General features: G+C 71.2%; 18 protein-coding genes and 1 pseudogene. 14 read left to right on the top strand and 5 right to left on the bottom strand.

The genetic code is table 11. The features are described 5' to 3' along the window. Window positions 1-52: 52 nt before the first annotated feature. The 4 genes from AX769_RS01805 (at window position 53) to AX769_RS01790 (ending at window position 6,281) form a co-directional block, all read left to right on the top strand. The gene (locus AX769_RS01805; RefSeq protein ID WP_066275278.1) at window positions 53-1,252 is read left to right on the top strand and encodes an exonuclease SbcCD subunit D C-terminal domain-containing protein; all 1,200 of its coding nucleotides are present in this window, start codon (window positions 53-55) and stop codon (window positions 1,250-1,252) included. Next, complete coding sequence (locus tag AX769_RS01800) at window positions 1,252-4,212, top strand: AAA family ATPase (protein ID WP_066275273.1); 2,961 nt, start codon at window positions 1,252-1,254, stop codon at window positions 4,210-4,212. Before AX769_RS01805 ends, AX769_RS01800 begins: the two co-directional genes overlap by 1 nt. A gap of 488 nt (window positions 4,213-4,700) precedes the next feature. Next, entirely contained in the window at window positions 4,701-5,141 is a 441-nt protein-coding gene (locus tag AX769_RS01795) for a GNAT family acetyltransferase (protein ID WP_066275264.1), read from the top strand. Window positions 5,142-5,321: 180 nt separating this feature from the next. Continuing rightward, window positions 5,322-6,281 (top strand): CPBP family intramembrane glutamic endopeptidase, encoded by a 960-nt coding sequence (locus AX769_RS01790; RefSeq protein WP_066275261.1) that lies wholly within the window; start codon window positions 5,322-5,324, stop codon window positions 6,279-6,281. On the opposite strand, the gene AX769_RS01785 is transcribed toward AX769_RS01790, so the two are convergent. Then, on the bottom strand, window positions 6,271-6,777 hold the full coding sequence (locus tag AX769_RS01785) for a hypothetical protein (protein ID WP_066275256.1): 507 nt from the start codon (window positions 6,775-6,777) through the stop codon (window positions 6,271-6,273). The genes AX769_RS01790 and AX769_RS01785 overlap by 11 nt on opposite strands. Window positions 6,778-6,896: 119 nt before the next feature. Here AX769_RS01785 and recQ point away from each other — a divergent pair. Then, a pseudogene (gene recQ, locus AX769_RS01780) lies at window positions 6,897-9,025 on the top strand (DNA helicase RecQ). A 2-nt stretch (window positions 9,026-9,027) separates the two neighbouring features. Further along, window positions 9,028-9,546: a GNAT family N-acetyltransferase gene (locus tag AX769_RS01775; RefSeq protein WP_082763418.1), complete on the top strand. Its 519-nt coding sequence runs from the start codon at window positions 9,028-9,030 to the stop codon at window positions 9,544-9,546. Here AX769_RS01775 and AX769_RS01770 read toward each other — a convergent pair. Both AX769_RS01770 and AX769_RS01765 read right to left on the bottom strand, forming a co-directional pair. Then, window positions 9,543-10,799: a type II toxin-antitoxin system HipA family toxin gene (locus AX769_RS01770; RefSeq protein WP_066275251.1), complete on the bottom strand. Its 1,257-nt coding sequence runs from the start codon at window positions 10,797-10,799 to the stop codon at window positions 9,543-9,545. The two genes, AX769_RS01775 and AX769_RS01770, sit on opposite strands and share 4 nt — an antisense overlap. Beyond that, window positions 10,799-11,038 carry a helix-turn-helix domain-containing protein gene (locus AX769_RS01765; RefSeq protein WP_066275248.1) on the bottom strand — a complete coding sequence of 80 codons (240 nt, stop codon included), beginning with the start codon at window positions 11,036-11,038 and terminating at the stop codon, window positions 10,799-10,801. Before AX769_RS01765 ends, AX769_RS01770 begins: the two co-directional genes overlap by 1 nt. Before the next feature lie 189 nt (window positions 11,039-11,227). On the opposite strand from AX769_RS01765, the gene AX769_RS01760 reads away from it, so the two are divergent. From AX769_RS01760 to AX769_RS01725, 8 genes are all read left to right on the top strand, one after another. Continuing rightward, the gene (locus tag AX769_RS01760; protein WP_082763417.1) at window positions 11,228-12,082 is read left to right on the top strand and encodes an NAD(P)-dependent oxidoreductase; all 855 of its coding nucleotides are present in this window, start codon (window positions 11,228-11,230) and stop codon (window positions 12,080-12,082) included. 77 nt (window positions 12,083-12,159) lie between these two features. Then, window positions 12,160-13,431 carry an FAD-binding protein gene (locus AX769_RS01755; protein ID WP_066275245.1) on the top strand — a complete coding sequence of 424 codons (1,272 nt, stop codon included), beginning with the start codon at window positions 12,160-12,162 and terminating at the stop codon, window positions 13,429-13,431. A 54-nt stretch (window positions 13,432-13,485) separates the two neighbouring features. Further along, window positions 13,486-13,938, top strand: coding sequence for a hypothetical protein (locus AX769_RS01750; RefSeq protein ID WP_066275238.1), 453 nt, complete (start codon window positions 13,486-13,488; stop codon window positions 13,936-13,938). Window positions 13,939-14,015: 77 nt separating this feature from the next. Beyond that, on the top strand, window positions 14,016-14,744 hold the full coding sequence (gene folE, locus AX769_RS01745) for a GTP cyclohydrolase I (protein ID WP_082763416.1): 729 nt from the start codon (window positions 14,016-14,018) through the stop codon (window positions 14,742-14,744). Further along, window positions 14,741-15,649, top strand: a complete 909-nt coding sequence (gene folP, locus AX769_RS01740) for a dihydropteroate synthase (protein WP_066275237.1) — start codon at window positions 14,741-14,743, stop codon at window positions 15,647-15,649. Before folE ends, folP begins: the two co-directional genes overlap by 4 nt. Beyond that, window positions 15,646-16,419 (top strand): pyrimidine reductase family protein, encoded by a 774-nt coding sequence (locus AX769_RS01735; RefSeq protein ID WP_082763415.1) that lies wholly within the window; start codon window positions 15,646-15,648, stop codon window positions 16,417-16,419. Before folP ends, AX769_RS01735 begins: the two co-directional genes overlap by 4 nt. 46 nt (window positions 16,420-16,465) lie before the next feature. After that, window positions 16,466-17,779, top strand: a complete 1,314-nt coding sequence (locus tag AX769_RS01730; RefSeq protein WP_066275235.1) for a CDP-alcohol phosphatidyltransferase family protein — start codon at window positions 16,466-16,468, stop codon at window positions 17,777-17,779. Between the two features lie 64 nt (window positions 17,780-17,843). Further along, window positions 17,844-18,794: an SDR family NAD(P)-dependent oxidoreductase gene (locus tag AX769_RS01725; RefSeq protein ID WP_066275234.1), complete on the top strand. Its 951-nt coding sequence runs from the start codon at window positions 17,844-17,846 to the stop codon at window positions 18,792-18,794. 86 nt (window positions 18,795-18,880) lie between these two features. On the opposite strand, the gene AX769_RS01720 is transcribed toward AX769_RS01725, so the two are convergent. Both AX769_RS01720 and AX769_RS01715 read right to left on the bottom strand, forming a co-directional pair. Then, window positions 18,881-19,147 (bottom strand): GlsB/YeaQ/YmgE family stress response membrane protein, encoded by a 267-nt coding sequence (locus tag AX769_RS01720; protein ID WP_066275230.1) that lies wholly within the window; start codon window positions 19,145-19,147, stop codon window positions 18,881-18,883. 107 nt (window positions 19,148-19,254) lie between these two features. Then, entirely contained in the window at window positions 19,255-19,452 is a 198-nt protein-coding gene (locus AX769_RS01715) for a hypothetical protein (protein ID WP_066275228.1), read from the bottom strand. Between the last annotated feature and the right edge of the window lie 279 nt (window positions 19,453-19,731).

Genomic DNA, 19,731 nt, shown 5'->3' with positions numbered 1-19,731 from the left:
GTCGGCGGCCGCCGCTACAGTGACAGCGACCCCGAGATCGAAAGGCGGGCGCTTGCGCATCCTGCACACCAGCGACTGGCATCTGGGGCGCACCCTGCACGGCGTCGACCTGCACGAGGCGCACACGGTCTTCCTCGACCATCTCGTCGAGGTGGCGCGCGACCGCGATGTCGACGTCGTCGTGGTCGCCGGCGACGTGTACGACCGGGCGGTGCCGGCCGTCGCCAGCGTGAAGCTCCTCTCAGACGCGCTGTCGCGGCTCAGCGAGGTCGCGACCATCGTCATCACGCCCGGCAACCACGACTCGGGCGCCCGGCTCGGCTTCGCGGCGGGGCTGATGCGACCCGGCGTGCACATCCTGGCCCAGGTCGAGCGGCTGCACGAGCCCGTCGTCATCTCTGACGAGGCCGGGCCGGTGGCGTTCTACGGCGTGCCCTACCTCGAGCCCGACCTGGTGCGGGACGCGCTGGCGCCGGCTGCCGCGCCGACGCCCGGTTCAGAGCAGGGGGCGCAGGATGCCACGCCCCGCCTCGCGAGATCGCATGAGGCGGTCGTCGGCGCGGCCCTCGATCGCATCCGAGACGATCTCGCGGGCCGCCCCGGCACCCGCTCGGTCGCCGCCGCACACGCGTTCGTCGTCGGCGGCGCGCGCACGGAGAGCGAGCGCGACATCCGCGTGGGCGGCGTCGACTCCGTGCCGTCCGAAGTGTTCGAGGGTCTCGACTACGTCGCGCTGGGGCATCTGCACGGCGCCCAGCGCGTCGGGCCGGCCGACGGCCCCGCGCTTCGCTACTCCGGCTCGCCGCTCGCCTTCTCGTTCGGCGAGAAAGGCCAGGTGAAGTCGACGGCGATCGTCGACCTGGCCGCCGACGGCACCGTCGCCGTCGAGCTCGTGCCGACCCCTGTGCCCCGCCGTCTGGCGGAGGTGACGGGCGACCTCGCCGACCTTCTCAGCGGCGCGCACGACGACCTCGCCGACGCCTGGCTGCGCGTGTTCGTCACCGACCCCGTGCACCCGGCAGGCCTTCACGCGCGGATCCGCGAGCGATTCCCGCACGCCCTCTCGATCCAGCACACGCCGGTCGGCGGCCCCGCTGTGTCGCGGCGCCGCGCCATCACGCCTGACACCGATCCGGTCGCAGTCGCGACGGACTTCGTCGCCTTCGCGACCGGTGGCGCGGCCACCGACGCTGAGACGGCGGTGCTGCGGGCCGCCTACGAGCAGGCCCGCGCGGCCGAGGGGAGCGCCTGATGGAGCTGCATCACCTCACCCTCCGAGCCATCGGCCCCTACGCCGGCGAATACTCGATCGACTTCGCCGAGCTCGGCGCCTCCGGCGTCTTCCTGCTCGAAGGTCCGACCGGCAGCGGCAAGTCGACCATCATCGACGCCGTCGTCTTCGGCCTCTACGGTGTGCCCGCCGGCTCGTCGACGACACCAGAGCGACTGCACAGTCACCACGCGGCACCCGACGTCGAGCCGTTCGTCGAACTGGTCTTCTCGACCGGTTCGGGCATCTATCGCATCCGGCGCTCGCCGCAGTGGTTCCGGCCGAAGTCGCGCGGCACCGGCACGACGAAGGCGAACGCCAGCGCCACCCTCGTGCGTCTGACGAGCCCCGACGCTGCCTCGGGCGAGCCCGTGTCGTCGTCGACGCAGGAGATCGGCTCCGAGATCCCTGCAATCGTCGGCCTGACCCGCGAGCAGTTCGAGCAGACCGTGGTGCTGCCTCAGGGTGAGTTCGCGCGCTTCCTGGGGGCGAGCGGCGAAGAGCGACGGCTCGTCTTGCAGTCCCTGTTCGGCACGCGCATCTACGACGACACCACCGAGGTGCTGGCCGAGCTGCGTCGCGCCGCCCACGGCGAGGTCATGGCGGCGCAGAAGGCGATCGACGAGGCGCTCGCCGGGCTGCGCGTCGCGGCCGACGATGCGACGCTCGAGGCGGGGGGGGCCGACGAGGCGGTCTCGGGCGCTGCGGCGGTCTCGGCCGAGGCCGTGCGGCTGCGCGACGAGGCCCGCGTCGCCCGCGACGCGGCAGAGCAGGCGAGGGCCGCCCAGATGGCTCTGGCCGACGGCCTCGCGCGGCGGGCCGGGTTGCTGGCTCGGCGGGAGGCGCTGGTCGAGGAGGCTCCCGCGGTCGAGGCCGATCGCACGAGAGCCGACCTGGGGCGCCGGGCCCAGGCGGTTGCGCCGGCGCGAGCGGCGCGCCGATCGGCCGGGGAGGCCCTCGAGCGGGCGGCGACGGTCGTGAGCGAGGCCGAGGCGTCGGATCCTGCGGTCTCGGCCCTCGACCTCGACGAACTCGTCGCCCGACGCGACGCTCTGCTGGGTGAGATCGCCGCGCTGGCGGCCCTGGTCGACCTCGAACGCGGTTTCGACGGCCGCGATGTCGTCGTCGTGCGCCTCGAAGCGGACGTCGAATCGGGCGCCGCCCAGCTGGCCGCCGACCGGTCGGCGCTGGAGGCTCGGGCGGCCGCACGACTCGAACTGGTCGTGGCTCGCGACGACCTGGCAGGGGCGGCGAGCGGGCTCGATGCCGCCGTGCGGCGAGTCGCCGATCTCGGCGGCACCGTCGAGGCCGTTCGAGAGCGTGACGAGCTGCAGGCAGCCGTCTCCGCGGCCGGAGCGCAGGTCGCCGTCTCGGCTGCGGCCGCCCGCGAAGCGATCGACACCGAGGCCGCGATGAGGCGACGCCGCATCGAGGGGATGGCAGGTGAGCTCGCGACACAGCTCGTCGCCGGCGAGCCCTGCGCCGTCTGCGGGTCGCTGACGCACCCGTCGCCCGCGGTGCTGACCGACGAACACCCGTCCGACGACGCCATCGAGCTGGCGGCCGCCGCTCGAGAGACGGCCGAGCAGCTGAATCGGCAGCACAGCGAGGCCTCGGCGACGCTCGCCGCTCGGCTCGGTGTCGCCGCCCGGCAGATCGGCGCGGTCGACGTCGAGCACCTCGACGAGCAGTTGGCAGCCGCGCGCACCGCCGTGGCTGCGGCAGAACAGGCGCGGGCCGACGGGGAGGCCGCGCGCAAGGCCCTCGACGGCTTCGACCAGCAGACCGCGGCGCTGACGACCGCAGTGCAAACCGTCGCCGAGCGCCAGGCGGCCTCGACCGAGCGCGTCGAGGGCGAGCGACGGGCCCTCGCCGACGACCGCGCCCGGGTCGCCCGGGTGCTCGACGGCCGGGCTTCGAGCTGCCGCGACCTCGCCGCCCGCCTCGAGGCCGAGCAGACCGCGGTCTCGCGGCTGCTCGCAGCCCGGCGCGCCCGCGAGCAGGCCCTGGTCGACGATCGCGCGCGCGACGCCGAGCTGCGCGAAGCCCTCGCGGGCGCAGGATTCGAGGCCCTCAGCGCGCTCGACACCGCAGCCGTGCCGCGTGCCGCGCTCGAGGAGCTCACCCAGCGCGTATCCCGTCACGACCGCGACCGCGCCGTCGTCGACGAGCAGCTTGCGAGCGCCGAGCTCGCCGTCCTCACGGGCGACGAGACCGTGGACGTGCCTGCGGCTGTCGCGGTGGCCGAGGCCGCGGACGAGCGCCTGCGCGGCGTGGCCTCCTCCGCGTCGATCGCGCTCGATCGCGCCGAGCGCATCAGCCGGTCGGCGGTGGTGCTTCGGGCAGCTGAGCGGGCCGCCTCCGCCGTCTCCTCGCGGTCGCGCGCGGTCGTGCGCATGGCCGACGTCACCGGGGCGAACGGGCCAGAGAACCTGCGCGGGGTCACCCTCGGCACCTACGTGCTGCTGCGCCGCTTCGACGACGTGCTGGCCGCCGCCAACTCGCGCCTCGCCGTCATGTCGAGCGGCCGGTACCTGCTCGAGTCGTCGGACACGCGCGAGAGCGGCTCGCGATCGCGCAAGACCGGGCTCGCGCTCGTCATCCGCGACAACACCACCGACACCACGCGCGACCCGAAGAGCTTCTCGGGCGGTGAGACGTTCTACGCCTCGCTCAGCCTCGCGCTCGGGCTCGCCGACGTCGTGCAGGCCGAGGCGGGAGGCATCGGCCTCGGCACCCTCTTCGTCGACGAGGGCTTCGGCACCCTCGACCCTGAGACGCTCGACTCCGTCATGTCCGAGCTGGGCCGCCTGTCGGCCGGAGGCCGGGTGGTGGGCATCGTCAGCCATGTCGAAGACCTCAAGCAGCGCATCGCCGACCGCATCGAGGTGCGGCGCCTGCCCGACGGGTCGTCGACGCTGTCGACCTCGGCCGGGCGGTAGCCCGGCCTCCTGCGTTGGTCGCCGGGCTGGGGGCCGCTCTGGTCGGCGCCGTCGCCCGCGATCGGGACGGCGCACTGGGGTTTTCTGTGGTGCCGAGTCGCGGGCGCGGGGTCGCGATCGCGGTGCCGAGTCCGATTCGTGGGCGCCCTCCTGCTCGGCTGCGCTCGGACGGAGCTTGAGCGCTGCCACGTCCGTGCGTTTCCGAGTGCGTGGATTCCGGCCGGTGAGCTCCCCAGCCCGGAGGAATCTACGCACTCGGCGAGTGGCCGGCCGCGGCGGGGAGGCCGGCCGCCGCGCGAGCAGCGCTGCCGACCGCGGCGTCGCGCCCGAATGCGACAACCGCACGCGTTCGCCCCGTCGCAGTTGTCGCAATCGGGAGCGGAGCGCCTTCGGGCCGCCGAATGCGTGAATTCCGGGGCGGCAGTGCGGCACGCAGGGCATCCGGCCGGCGCGACGAGCGGCCACGGCCGAGGTGGCACAGTGGAGGGATGCTGATCCGACCCTTGGCCGCGACCGAGCCCGAGCTGACCGCCGAGACCGAGCAGGTCGTCGCCCTCTGGGAGGCGTGCGGCCTCACCCGCCCGTGGAACGACCCCCGCAAAGACATCGCCCGCAAGCTCCGCGTGCAGCCCGAGCTCTTCCTCGTCGGGGTCGACGCGGCGCAGGATCGAATCGTGGCGACCGCCATGGCCGGTTACGACGGCCACCGCGGCTGGGTGTATTACGTCGCGGTCGACCCCGCCCTGCAGGGCGGGGGCCACGGCGCGGCGATGATGGCCGAGGCCGAGAGGCTGCTGCTCGAGCTCGGCTGCCCGAAGGTCAACGTGCAGATTCGCTCGGGCAACGATCGGGTGATCGGCTTCTACGAGCGGCTCGACTACGCACCCGACGGCGCCCTCGGCTTCGGCAAACGGCTGATCGCCGACTGAGCCGGGCGCCGCGGGCGGCGGGCGGCGGGCCGCGGGCGGCGGGCGGCGGGCGGCGGGCGGCGGGCGGCGGGCGGCGGGCGGCGGGCGGCGGGCAGCGGGCGGCGGGCAGCGGCCGGCGGGCCGCAGGTCGCAGACAGCGGGCGGCGCGGGCCGCACAGCGGGGCCCGGTAGCCTCGCAGGGTGAGATACGCCTATCACCGGCTCTTCCGCATCCTGCCGACCTATCGGTGGTGGAAGCCGATCGTCGCGGCGGTCGTGGCCTTCGTGCTCTACACCGTCTTCTCGTTCGTCTGGCAGGAGATCGTGCTCCTCGTCGTGCAGAGCGACGGCGGCGACCACGCGCGCACCGCTCTGCTGACGGCCTGGGAGCACGACCAGCAGAACGCCTCGAATCCGCTCGTGATGCTCTTCACGCTGGGGTCGCTCGCGACGATGCTGCCCGCGGTGATCCTGGCGGTCAGGATCCTGCGGCTCGGTCCGCTCGGCCAGCTCACGAGCGTCGTCGGGCGACTGCGCTGGCGGTGGATGCTGCTCTGCCTGGTGCCCTCGGCCGTCTACATGGCGATCGACATCGGGCTGAACCAGGTCGTGCCGCTGTCGTGGCAGGGGGCCGATGCCGCCTCCTCCGGCACCGGTCAGGCGACGCCGGCGGGGGCGCTGGCCGTGTCGATCGTGCTGATCGTGATCCTGGTGCCGGTCCAGGCCGCGGGTGAGGAGTTCGCCTTCCGCGGGCTCGGCATGCAGACGTTCGGCTCGTGGTTTCCGTGGCCAGTCGTGGCGATCGTCGTGCCGACCGTGGGCTTCGCCTTCGCGCACAGCTACAACGTCTGGGGCAAGATCGACGTCGCCGCGCTCGGCATCGCCTTCGGCTATCTGACCTGGCGCACCGGCGGGCTCGAGGCGGGGTTGGCGGCGCACGTCGTCAACAACGTCGTGGTGTTCGTGCTGGCGGCGCCGATCGTCACGAACACCCAGTCGAACGGCAGCCCCGCGGGGGCGGCTGTCTCGGTGATCTCGTCGGCGGCCTACGTCGGCATGGTGAGCTGGCTGGCGCGCAAAAAGAGGCCCGAGCGCACTGCGCCCGGGCCTCTCGTGCCGGCTCCGCTCACCGGGGGCCGGCAAGACCCGACTATCCGGTGAACAGCGCCGTGAAGATCGCCGAGGCGTCGCCGTCGGTGACCTTGACGCCGTCGACGGTCAACGTGACCTTGCCGTCGAGGTCGGCGTCGGCCGTGAAGGTGCGGCTGCTGTCGGCGGTCGATCCCGCTTCGGTGTAGAGCACCTTGTCGTCGCCCGAGAGCGTCTCGTTGTCGATGATGCTGAGCGACTTGTCTGCGGCGATCTTCTCGCGCTTGCTCTGGGCGCCGGCCTGCACGCCGACACCGTCACCCTTGCCGGCCACGGCGATGGCGACCGAGCGGCCGGTGTCGTCCGACCAGATGCAGGTGCCGGTCGCGTCGGCGAGCTTGGACGACGGGTCGAGCTTCAGGCCGTCGATCTGATTCTCGACGCTCGGGGCGAGCTTCGTGCACGAGTCGGCGTTGAAGACGAGAGGCTGCGAGGTGCTGACGGTGCAGCCGGCGAGGGCGGCGACGGCCGCGGCCGTGACGACGGTGGCGGCGATGAGGCGCTTCATGGGTTCTCCTGATGTGGTGGGGCACTGCAATACGGGGGACAGGCTATTATGCATATTAAATATCAATATAACCTGTGGATAAGCACGGGAGTGTCGGCCGCGCCTCGTAGACTTCCCGCGTGACCACAGCTCTCGATCTCGACACCCGGCCCGGCGGCCGCGCGCCGCTCGACGTGCTGCACAACGTCTTCGGCTACGAGTCGTTCCGCGGCGAGCAGGCGGCCATCATCGACCAGCTCGTGGGTGGTGGCGACGCCCTCGTGCTCATGCCCACCGGCGGCGGCAAGTCGCTCTGCTACCAGGTGCCCGCACTCGTGCGCGACGGCGTCGGCATCGTCGTCTCGCCGCTCATCGCCCTCATGCAAGACCAGGTCGACGCCCTCGAGGCCGTCGGCGTTCGCGCTGCCTTCCTGAATTCGACGCAGGATCCCGATCAGCGTCGCCTGGTCGAATCCGCCTTTCGCTCGGGTGAGCTCGACATGCTCTATCTCGCCCCCGAGCGCCTCAAGCTCGAGTCGACCAAACAGCTGCTCGACTCCGCCCGGATCTCCCTCTTCGCCATCGACGAGGCGCACTGCGTGGCGCAGTGGGGCCACGACTTCCGCCCCGACTACCTCGAGCTGTCGGTGCTGCACGAGCGCTGGCCGACCGTGCCACGCATCGCCCTGACGGCGACCGCCACCGAGGCGACCCACCGCGAGATCTCCGCCCGACTGGGCCTCGACGAGGCTGCGCACTTCGTCGCGAACTTCGACCGGCCGAACATCCAGTACCGCATCGAGGCCAAAGACCAGCCGCTCAAACAGTTGCTGAACCTCATCCAGACCGAGCACCCGGGCGACGCCGGCATCGTCTACTGCCTCTCGCGCAACTCGGTCGAGAAGACCGCCGAGTCGCTCGTCGCCCGCGGCATCCCGGCTCTGCCCTACCACGCCGGTCTCGACGCGGGCACCCGTCAGCGCAACCAGTCGCGCTTCCTCCGCGAGGACGGCATCGTCATGGTGGCCACCGTCGCCTTCGGCATGGGCATCGACAAGCCCGACGTGCGCTTCGTCGCCCACCTCGACCTGCCGAAGTCGGTCGAGGGCTACTACCAAGAGACGGGTCGCGCCGGCCGCGACGGTCTGCCGTCGACGGCGTGGCTCGCCTACGGTCTGCAAGACGTGATGCAGCAGCGCCGCATGATCGAGCAGTCGGAGGGCGACCAGGCGCACCGCCGCAAACTCAGCGCCCATCTCGACGCGATGCTCGCCCTGTGCGAGACGGTCGAGTGCCGCCGGGTGCAGCTGCTCGGCTACTTCGGCCAGACGTCGACGGCGTGCGGCAACTGCGACACGTGCCTCGCCCCGCCGACGTCGGTCGACGGCACGGTGCCCGCGCAAAAGCTTCTCTCGACGATCGTGCGCCTCAAGCGCGAGCGCAACCAGCAGTTCGGCGCCGGCCACCTCGTCGACATCCTGCTGGGCAAGCGCACCCCGCGCATGGCCCAGAACGGCCACGACGCCCTGTCGACGTTCGGCATCGGCACGGAGCTGAGCGAGGTGGAGTGGCGCGGAGTCGTGCGGCAGCTGCTCGCGCAGAGCCTCCTCGCCGTCTCGCCCGACGGCTACGGCACGCTGCTGCTGACCGAGCAGAGTGCCTCGGTGCTCGACGGGTCGAGGCCCGTGCGGTTGCGGCAGGAGCCGATTCGTACGGCCGGCCGCGGCGGCTCGGCCGGGTCGTCACGCTCTCGTCGTTCGTCGCCCGGCGCGACCGTGGCCGACCTGCCCGCCGAGGCTCAGCCGCTCTTCGAATTGCTGCGCGCCTGGCGGTCGGCCACGGCGAAAGCCGCGGGGTGCCCGCTTACGTCGTCTTCGGCGACGTCACACTGCGGGGCATCGCGTCGCTCCGACCGTCATCACTCGACCAGCTCGCCGGGATCTCCGGGGTGGGGCAGAAGAAGCTCGACACGTACGGCGCGGAGGTGCTCGACGTCGTCGCGCGCGACGGCGGTGGATCGGGCACGGGCACGGGCACGGGCACAGGCACCGGCGCGGGCCCGGTCTCGGGTGGGGCGTCCCCGGCGGCTGCCGCTCGCGGGGGCCGTGCGGCGCCCACGTTCGGCGGGGCGGGCGCGGCCGCCCGACCGACGGTGGCGAGCTTCGAGCCCGCGCCCGATCCTGCGCCCTTCGATGACGCCGGCTGGCCGGACGAGCCCGACGACCCGTTCGACGAGAGCGTGCCGCCCGACGACGACGGCTGGCGCTGAGCGTGAACGCCGTACCACCGCCTGAGCCCGCGCCCTTCGCGCCCGTGTCGGTCTGGACGACGCCCGACTCCGAGCTGGCGCGACCCCTGATCGACGATCTCGCGCGCGACTACGACGAGCGCTACGAGCCGAACGACGGCATTCCGTCGTCGGCCGAGCTGTCGCGCTACCCGTCCGAGCTCTTCGACCCGTCGCTCGGCGGCGCCTTCGTCGTGCTGCACGTCGACGGCGAGGCCGTGGCCGGCGGCGCCTTCATGCGCGAGACCGACACGGTCGCCGAGATGAAGCGCGTCTGGACGCACCCGGATCACCGGCGCCAGGGCCTCGCGCGCCGGGTGATGAACGAGCTCGAAGCCGAGGCCCTCGCCCGCGGCTACGCGACGGCCCACCTGACGACGGGTGCCCGTCAGCCCGAGGCCGTCGGGCTCTACCTCGCGCTCGGCTACGAGCCGCTCTTCGACCTCGACGGCGACCTCGAGGCGATCAGCTACCTGCGTTTCGCGAAGGCGCTGCGCGGCTAAGCGCCGGCCCCGAACTGCCGGCTGCCACCGATGGCGCGACCGGCAAGCAGGTTCTCTGTAAAGGACGCGATGTCCTCCTGGAGGCCAGACCAGGAGCCCGCCAGGGGTGCCTCGACCCGCGCGAGGCTTCTGATCTCGGCGACTGAGTCGAGCACGACCGCCCGGGCGTCACGGAGCCCCCACCCCTCTGTCTCGGAGATCAGATCATCGATGGTGATTGCCGCGTGCGAGTAGACGCCGTTGACGGCGAGCGCCATCTCGTGGTCGTTGTCGAGGTGGGCCATGGGGACGACGTCATAGGCGGGGGCGAGGCTTCGCGGCGCCTCGAAGGGGTGCAGCAGCGAGACGTTCTTGGCGTGCAGATCAAGATCGCCGACAGCGGCGGCGAGGACCGTGAGGCGCGCGAATCGCAGGAGAGAATCAGCGTCGGTGACCGTGCGGAGCACATGCGCGATCCGGCGCGAAGAGACCCGGCCGCCGAGCTTCTGGTATTTTTCCGGGCCGCTGGCGCCCAGGACCTGGTTCATGTCCTCCTGATGGATGCGGCCGTCCGGGCTGGACGCGGAGCGGTCGTATCGCTCGACGACCAGGGTGTCGACGTCGTCGAATCGATCGATCCACGTCGCATGCGTCGCAAGACCGAGCAGGCGTGCGAGTCGGGAACCGTACTCCTCGTCGAACACGATGGTCGAGGTGTCGTCGAGTCGAGGCTTGAGGATGTGAGTCGACGGGAAGCCGTCTTCGGGGCGCTTCCATCGATCGTCTTCGCGGACGAGCACGATCTTCGTCTGGACGCCGTTGATGAGCGACTTGCCCGTTTCGACGCTGTTGCCTAGGGGGTACGTTCGAGCGTCTCGAAGGAGGTCGGCGATGGTGTCGTCGTCGATCGGGTTCGCGAACGGAGTCCGAGGTTCGCCCGGGTTGTCGGGGTCCCAGACTTGGAGGGCGCCGGCGACGTCGCGACCGTAGTGCGACAGAAGGCCGATCGTGTCCGCTTCGCTCAAACCGGCCTGCCGGGCGAGGTAAGTGCGGAGATTGTCTTCGGGCAGGAGTTCGGTGAAGAAGTTGCGGCGGTGGGCCGCTCGGCCGCGGTTGGGCACGACGTCGAAGGGCACTGCTTCGGAGAGGACCGTCGACCCGAGGCCGAAGGTCTCAAGCGCCGTGGATGCTGACCGGAAATCGAAGGTGCGGGGGCTGGTGCCGACGAGTTCACCGACGATGGTGCCGTAGAGCTCGACCGTGAGGTCGGCCATCAGGCGTCGCCTGTGTGGTCGTCGACCTCGGCCGTCAGCTCGACGCCGGTGGCTCGCATCATCTCGAAGAGGCGCGTCATGATGAGAGAGGGCTTGCCCGACTCGAGCTCCCACACGTAGCGCTGGCTCACCCCCAGTTGCTCAGCGATCTGACGTTGCGTCATCCCCGAGAGCAGCCGGCCCTGCTGCAGCATCCGACCCAGATCTTGCGCGTTCTCGACGCGTCCGGACAGTTTCATACCGAGGCCTCCTGACTCGCTTATCATCGTCATTCGTGTGACTACGATAACCGAGTCGGAGCAATGACTGCAATAACGTAGTCAGAATCGAGTGCTGACGGGCCGTCGAGCACGCTGAGCGGTTCGAATAGGCGACGGCAGTAGCCTCGACGGGGTGCGCGCGGCGCGCGCCAGGAGAGGACGAAAGACATGAAGGTGGCAGTGCTGGGCTTGGGGATCATGGGCCAGGGAGTGGCGCGCACGCTGCTGCGCGACGGCTTCGACGTGACGGTCTGGAACCGCTCGAGCGAGAAGGCCGCCCCCTTCGCTGACGAGGGCGCCACCGTTGCCGAGAGCCCGGCAGCGGCCGTGGCCGACGCCGACGTGATCCTGTCGATCGTGTTCGACGCCGACTCCGTGATCGATGTGCTCGACGCGGCCGAAGGGCACGTGCCCGACGGCGCTGTCTGGGTGCAGTCGAGCACGATCGGGCTCGAGGGCACCGGCCGCGTGGTGGAGACCGCCGCGAAGCACGGCATCCCCCTCATCGAGGCGATGATGCTGGGTACCAAGACTCCGGCCGAGACCGGCAAGCTCGTGATGCTGGCCGCCGGGGAAAAGGCCCTGATCGAGAAGGCTCAGCCCGTGCTCGACTCGATGGGGCAGAAGACCGTCGTGGCCGGCCCGACGGTCGGCAACGGCACAGCGCTCAAGCTGGCCGCAAACGCCTGGATCGCCACCATCACGGCCGGCACCGCCCAGTCACTGGCCGTGACGAAGGCTCTCGGCCTCGATCCCGACCTCTTCTTGCAGGCGATTGACGGCGGGGCCTCCGACTCGCCATACGCGCATCAGAAGGGCGCGAACATGATCAAGGGCGACTACCCGGCATCGTTCGCGCTCGACGGGCTGCGCAAGGACGTCGGGCTGATCGCCGACGCGTCGCGAGCGAACGGTGTCGACACCACGCTCATCGACGCTCTTGGCAAGGTCTATGCGGCCGCGTCCGACAAGGGGCACGGCGACGACGACATCTCGTCGGTCTACACCGGCTTCGGCGACTGAGACCGACCGTGGCATTTGTTGCGCGCGTCAACAATTGCCTCTTCCGGCGTAGAACCGCGCATGGCAGAGTTGACGCCATGACGTTCACCGCCGAACGCGAACAGAACTGGGCCGGCACCTACGTGTACGGCGCATCGCGAATCCTCAACCCCACCAGCATCGCCGAGCTGCAAGAGATCGTCGCGCGCGAGCCGAAGATCCGTGCTCTCGGCACGCGTCACTCGTTCAACGAGGTGGCCGACGGCCCGGGTGTGCTCGTCACGACGACCGGCATCCCGACCGACCTCGTGATCGCCGACGACCGCAAGTCGGTGACGTTCGGCGGCGGCACGCGCTACGGCGAGGTCGCTCTCGCTCTCGAAGAGGCGGGGCTGGCCCTCCACAACATGGGGTCGCTGCCGCACATCTCGGTGGCCGGCGCGACTGCGACCGGCACCCACGGCTCGGGCGCTCGCAACGGCTCGCTCGCGACGGCCGTGCGAGCGCTCGAATTCGTGGGAGCCGACGGCTCGCTGCGCACCGTGCGCCGCGGTGATCCTGAGTTCGACGGCAGCGTCATCCACCTCGGCGCCCTCGGCGTGGTCACCCGCGTGACCCTCGACGTCGAGCCGAGCTACCGCGTGCGCCAAGACGTCTATCTCGGGGTGCCGTGGTCGGAGCTCGCGGGCGGCGGCATCCGCGCGCTGATGGAGCTCGGCTACAGCACCTCGGCCTTCACCACGTACGCCGACGACATCACGCAGGTGTGGGTGAAGTCGAGAGTCCCCGAGGGCCAGGCCGACATCGAGGTGCCCGACGAGGTCTTCGGGGCGAAGCACCACCCCGACCGAGTCGCCTTCGTCAGCGAAGACGACAACACGACGCCGATGGACGGCTCCGTCGGCTCCTGGGCCACGCGACTGCCCCATTTCCGGCTCGACCGGACTCCGTCGAACGGCGACGAGATCCAGGCCGAGTACTTCGTCGCACTCGACGAGGGCGCCGAGGCCGTGGCCGCCGTGCGCACCCTCGCCGACCGGATCCAGCCGCACCTGCTCGTCACCGAGCTGCGAGCGATCCGGGCCGACGACTACTGGCTGAGTGAGACGCAGGGTCGCGACTCGCTCGCGATCCACTTCACCTTCAACAAGCACCCCGCCGAGGTCGCGGCGCTGCTGCCGCAGATCGAAGGTGTGCTCGCACCGTTCACGCCGCGGCCGCACTGGGGCAAGGTGTCGTCGCTGTCTCCGGCCGAGGTCGAGTCGCGCTACCCGCGTCTGGCCGAGTTCCGGGCGCTCGCCGAGCAGCACGACCCCGAGCACAAGTTCGGCGGCGGGTTCGTCGACTCGAGGGTGCTGGGTCGGGCCTAGCCGGCGGCGCAGGAGCCGAGACGCCGGGTCGGGCGGCGGGGTACCGTCGCCCGCATGGCCGACGACAACCTCCAGCCCCGCGACCTCGGCATCGACCTCGACCCCGACACGGCCGATCCGACTCCGCAGGCTCTCTACCGCTGGCTGCTCGCGAGCGTGCTCTTCGGGCGGCCCGTGCAGCAGCAGGTCTCGGCCGACACCTACCACGTGCTCATCGACCACGGTCTGACGAGCCCGGCTCGCTTCGCCGAGGTCGGCCGCGAGGCCCTGCGCAGGATCCTGGACGAAGGTTCGTACGCCCGCATCGACTACGTGATGGCCGACGAGCTGCACGAGGTGATGGGCCGCATCGACAGCGAGCACGGCTCGGTCAACCATCTCGTGCGCTCGTCTGCCGACGCGGCGACCCTGCGCTCTCGCCTCACCGAGTACACGGGCGTCGGGCCGAAGACGGCCGACATCTTCACCCGGCAGATCTCGCCGACGCTGTTCTCCACAGCGGGCTGAGGGACTGTCGGAAGCAAGGGGTACTCTTCCCCGGATGCCCCGCAGTGTCGGGGTACGCGAAGGGGTACACAACAGGTATGAGCAGCGAGTTGCACACTGGCCCGACGGGCGCGGCCATCACGGCGGCGGCGCCCCGCGAGTTCGACCGGCCGCGCATCGAGGCGGCCGTGCTCGAGATCCTGTCGGCCATCGGCGACGACCCGACGCGGGCCGGGCTCGCCGACACCCCGCGCCGCGTGGCCGACGCCTACGAAGAGTTCTTCGCCGGCCTCCAGGTCGACGTGCCCGCGATGCTCGGCGGCAGTGTCGTCGCCGCGTCGCAGGGCGAGTTGGGCGAGCTGGTGATCGTGCGCGACATCGAGTTCCGGTCGGTGTGCGAGCACCACCTGCTGCCCTTCCTGGGCGTGGCGCACGTCGCCTACGTGCCCGGGTCGCAGATCGTGGGGCTGGGCAAGATCCCGGGCCTCGTCGACGCGCTGGCCTCGCGACCGCAGCTGCAGGAGCGCCTCGGCGAAGAGATCGCCGACGCTTTGCTCGCGGGTGTCGGGGCGGCGGGCGTGCTCGTCGTGCTCGACGCCGTGCACGGCTGCGTGACTTCGCGCGGGTCGCGCCAGACCCACAGCTCGACGGTGACGATCGCGTCGCGCGGCGTGCTCGCCGATCCTGCCGGTCGTGCGGAGGCCATCGCGCTGATCGGGTCGCCGCCAGCCGGCGCTGTCGCGACCGGCGCATCGGCCGGCAGTGCCTCCGGCGGCGGCGCCTCCGCCGGCACCGCAGTGTCGTCGCGAGGCGCGGGCCGCGCGTGACGGACAGAACTCTGCCCCCCGGGTTCCAGCTGCCCGAGCTGCGCTCGCCCGTCCGCACCATCGGCCGTCACACCTTCGACTTCGACCACCGGATCGCCGTGATGGCCATCGTCAACCGCACCCCCGACTCGTTCTTCGACCAGGGCGCCACCTTCGCCCTCGACCGTGCGGTCGAGGCCGCTGTCCGCGCCGACGAGCACGGCGCCGACTGGGTCGACATCGGCGGGGTGCCGTTCGCGCCGGGCCCCGAGCTGCCCGCAGACGAGGAGGCTTCGCGCGTCGTCCCGGTCGTCGCAGCGCTCGCACAGCAGTCCGACGTCGTCATCTCGGTCGACACCTTCCGCCCCGAGGTCGCTGCGGCAGCCATCGCAGCGGGTGCCTCTGTCATCAACGACACCACCGGCATCCACGACGAACGCCTTGCCGACGTCGTGGCCGACTCCGACGCCACCCTCGTGATCACGCACTCGCTGGCCAGCCCGCGCCGCCCGCTGATGAGGCCTCAGTATGCCGACGTGGCCGGCGAGGTGCGCGACTTCCTGCTCGAACGGGTCGACCTCGCCATCGCCCGCGGGGTGCCCGAAGACCGCATCATCGTCGACCCCGGCCACGACCTCAACAAGAACACTGTGCAGACTCTCGAAGTCACGAGGCGCCTCGGCGAGGTGGTCTCGCTGGGCTTCCCCGTGCTGGCCGCGGTGTCCAACAAAGACTTCATCGGCGAGTCGCTCGCACGCCCGAAGAGCGAGCGCCTCGCCGGGTCGATCGCCGCTGCGACCGCGTGCGCGATGCTGGGCGCCAGGATCGTGAGGATGCACGCGGTGCCCGAGTCCGTCGACGCCATGCGCATGCTCGAGGCGATCCTTGGCTGGCGCGACCCGGTCGATCCGGTGCACAACCTGTGAGCGGCGAGGGGCCGATCACCCGGCTGTACCCGCCGGCGCCGTCCGACAGCGACGACGGGCTGTCCGACCGCGACCTGCTGTCGCTCTACGCCCGGCACGACCGGTCGACGCCGTGGGTGCGCGCGAACTTCGTCGCCAGCGTCGACGGCTCCGCCACGGCGAAAGGGGTGTCGGGCAGCCTCGGCGGCCCCGCCGACCGGCGAGTGTTCGACGTGCTGCGCCAGCTGTGCGACGTCATCCTGGTGGCGTCGGGCACGGTTCGCGCCGAGGGGTATGCCGGGCCGCTGGTCTCGGCCGAGGCCGGTGCGTGGCGGGTTTCGCACGATCTCGCGTCGCATCCTGCCGTCGCGGTCGTCAGCGGCTCGCTGTCGCTCGACCCCGCCTCGGCCTTCTTCGCCGAAGCGCCGGTGCGCCCGCTCGTCCTGACGTGTGACTCGGCGGACTCCGAGCGCCGCCGTGCCCTGGAGGCCGTGGCCGACGTCGTCTCCTGCGGCACCGCCGAGGTCGACCCGCTTCGCGTCGTGGCAGCTCTCGTCGAGCGCGGGCTGACGCAGATTCACTGCGAGGGCGGGCCGACGCTGCTGGGCTCGCTGATCGCGGCCGACGTGCTCGACGCCCTCTGCCTGACGGTGAGCCCCGCGCTCGAGGGGGGCTCGGGGCCCAGGATCGCGTACCACTGCGGTGACCCAGTCGACCTGCGCGCCATGACCCTCGACCACGTCCTCCTCGCCGGAAACATGCTGCTGACGGCATATTCGCGGAGCCGCTGACCGGGCTGGAGTCGCTCTCGCGCCTTCGAACGAGGATGATGGGGGCGTGAACTTCTTCGAGTGGCTGAACGCCGGACACGCGGTGCTGCCGTTCGCCCTCGCGCTGGGGGCTACCGCGGTCGCCGTTCTGCTCGAGTCGGCGCTGGGGCTGCTGTCGTACGTGCCCGGCGGGCCCGTCGTGATCGTGGCGGCGGCCGGCACCGAGAGCGTCCGTCGCATCCTGCTGCTGTTCGTCGTCGCCGTGATCGCGCGGGTCGTCGGTGACGGCATCCTGTTCTTCTACGGCCGTCGCCGCGGTGACGCTCTCGCCACCTCGGCCATCGCCCGACGTATCGGATCCGACCAGTGGTCGACGGCCGACCGCGTCGCCCGTCAGCACGGCTCGCTGCCCGCGCTGCTCGTGCGACTGGTGCCGACCCCGCGCTCTCTTGCGCCCGCGATCGCAGGATCCCGAGGGGTCGCCGCGTCCCGCTTCCTCGGCGCCAGCGTGGTCGCCTCGCTCGCGTGGTCGATCGTCTGGGTCGCGGTCGGTGTGCTCGCCCGCGCCTCCTTCCATGCGTCGAAGCCGTACATCGGCGTCGGCGGGTCGCTCGTTCTGGCCGTGCTCGTCGGCGTCGGCATCGTCTACCTCGCGGTGCGCGCGCTCTCCGTGCGACTGCCGGACGGCGACCCGCGGCGCGTGCTCGGGAACAGCTCGGTAGCCGGCATGGCGCCGCACCCGTCGGGCGACGACACCGGGCTGCGGCAGAGGCTCTTCCACGAGGACAACTGGAAGACGGTGCCTAACGTCGTGTCGGCGATCCGTATCCTGCTGCTGCCCGTCTTCGGCATCCTGCTCGTGGTGCACGACTTCTGGGCGTCGATCATCGTGCTGCTGCTGGTGTTCGTCAGCGACTTCGTCGACGGGTTCGTGGCACGGCACTTCAACCAGACCTCGAATCTGGGGGCCTGGCTCGACCCGGTGGCCGACCGCTTCACCGTGGTCGTCGTGGTGGCGGCCTTCGCGGCGTCGGGTGTGGTGCCGTGGCAGCTCGTCGTGATCCTGCTGATCCCCGACGTGCTGTCGGCGGCCTGGGCCGTCGTCTCGTTCAGGGGCGCGCCCGACGTCAAGGTCTCGAAGGTGGGCAAGGTGCGCACGGCGCTGCTGTTCGTCGGGCTGTTCATGATGCTGTTCGGCGAGGCGGTGCCGCCGCTGGAGCGCGGGCTCGTCGGCGTCGGCTTCGCGTTCTTCGTGCTCGGGGTGGTCGGGCACTACCTGGCGATGGCGCGCAACGCCCGCGGGCTCGTGACGCTCTGGCAGCGGCAGGCGCCCTCGGCTGCCACCGGCGCTGGCGCGGCGGCCGTCGCCACCGTCGTCTGAGCGTTCGCTTCGCCCGCCGCCCCCACTTGCCTCGAGGGCACTCGAGGTGAGTAGCGTCGACCGCATGACACGTCTCACCACGCCCTTCGGGGCCAAGACCACCGCCGCAGAAGTGCTCGAGGGCGTCGACCTGACGGGCAAGAAGGCCGTCGTCACCGGCGCCGCCTCGGGCATCGGCATCGAGACCGCCCGGGCGCTGGCCGGCGCGGGGGCCGACGTGACCCTCGCCGTGCGCAACCTCGAAGCCGGCGCGAAAGCGGTCGCCGACATCCGTGCGACGACAGGATCCGAGCGGGTCACGGCCTCCTACCTCGACCTCTCCGATCGCGTCACACTGCAGAAGTTCGGCAGCGAGTGGGAGGGCCCGCTCGACATCCTCGTGAACAACGCGGGCATCATGGCGACGCCGCTGACCCGCACGCCGGAGGGGTACGAGCTGCAGTTCGCCAACAACCACCTCGGCCACTTCGCGCTGGCGCTGGCGTTGCACGACGCGCTGGCGGCCGCAGCAGGCGCAGGCGGCGCCCGCATCGTGAGCCTCAGCTCGACGGGCCACCACGCCAGCGACGTGATCTTCGACGACCTCATGTTCGAGCGCCGCGAGTACGACCCGTGGGCCGGCTACGGGCAGTCGAAGACCGCCAACGTGCTCTTCGCCGTCGGAGTCGGCCAGAGGTGGGCCGACGACGGCATCACGGCGAACGCCGTGCACCCGGGCGGCATCATGACGAACCTGCAGCGCCACCTCGACCCCGACGAGCCCCGCCGCCGCGGCTGGGTCGACGAGAACGGCGTAGTGAACCCCGCGTTCAAGACGACCGAGCAGGGCGCGTCGACCTCGGTGCTGGTCGCCGCGTCGCCCCTGGTCGAGGGCGTCACCGGCCGCTACTTCGAAGACGCGAACGAGGCCGAACCCTTCGACGCAGAGAAGCCGGGCCGGGGCGTGAAGTCGTACGCTCTCGACCCGGCTTCTGCCGAGCGTCTCTGGTCGGTCTCCGAAGAGCTCATCGCCTAGCGAGACTCGAGACCCCGCAAAACGGACAAGGCCCCCGCGCCGCGGCGCTGGGACCTTGTCCGAAAACGGGGGTGTTGGGGTGCCGACTAGGCCCGGCGCGTGCCGCGACCGGTGATCGCGCCCCAGATCAGCAGCAGGATGATCGCACCCACGACGCTGAGGATGAAGTTCGGGATGCTCCAGGTGGCGTAGTTCACGTGGAAGATCAGGCTGCCGATCCAGCCGCCGAGAAAGGCCCCGACGACGCCGATGATCAGCGTGATGACCCAGCCGCCGGGCTGCTTGCCCGGGAGGACGAGGCGAGCGACGATGCCGGCGATGAGGCCGAAGATGAGGAACGAGATGATGCCCATGGTGTGGGTCCAATCGTGAAAGGGCGCGACGGGATGGTGCGCGCCGGTCGTGCGGACGAGGCGACGGGTGCGTCGTCTCGGGGGATGAAAGCGGGAGGGGTTGGCCCCTAGAGGCGCTTGCGGGCCTTCTTGGCGGCCTTGGCGGCATCCTTCGACGCCTGCTTGCGCGCCTTCTTGACCTTGGGGTCGTTCCAGATCGACGAGAGCGCGCCCGCGACCTGGTTGTAGCGGGCCGTGCCGCCCTTCGAGCCGAGCAGATAGGCCACGGCCGCGATGATCAGGATGAAGAAGAGTTTGGGTCGCATGCGAGTCCTCCCAGTGGAACCGATGTGCGGAAGCGGTGCAGTGCGCACCGCCGGGTTGCTGAATGGACGCTAGACGCCGGCGGTCGGGGCGCTGTCAGGGTGAGGCGATTCGGGGTACAGACGCGTCAGGATCCTGCGCCCGCCCTGACGCATTCCGGCCCGAGCCGAGCGAGCGCAGGGGCCGCCGCGAGCTAGCGCGGGCCTGACCCGAGCCGACGCCGGGCCCGCCGCGAGCGAGGCGAAACACCGCCGCCGCGCGCACGAAACACTGCCGCAACG

Source organism: Frondihabitans sp. PAMC 28766 (genome assembly GCF_001577365.1).
Lineage (GTDB): Bacteria > Actinomycetota > Actinomycetes > Actinomycetales > Microbacteriaceae > Frondihabitans.
This window is presented reverse-complemented; position numbering and strand designations above follow the sequence as displayed.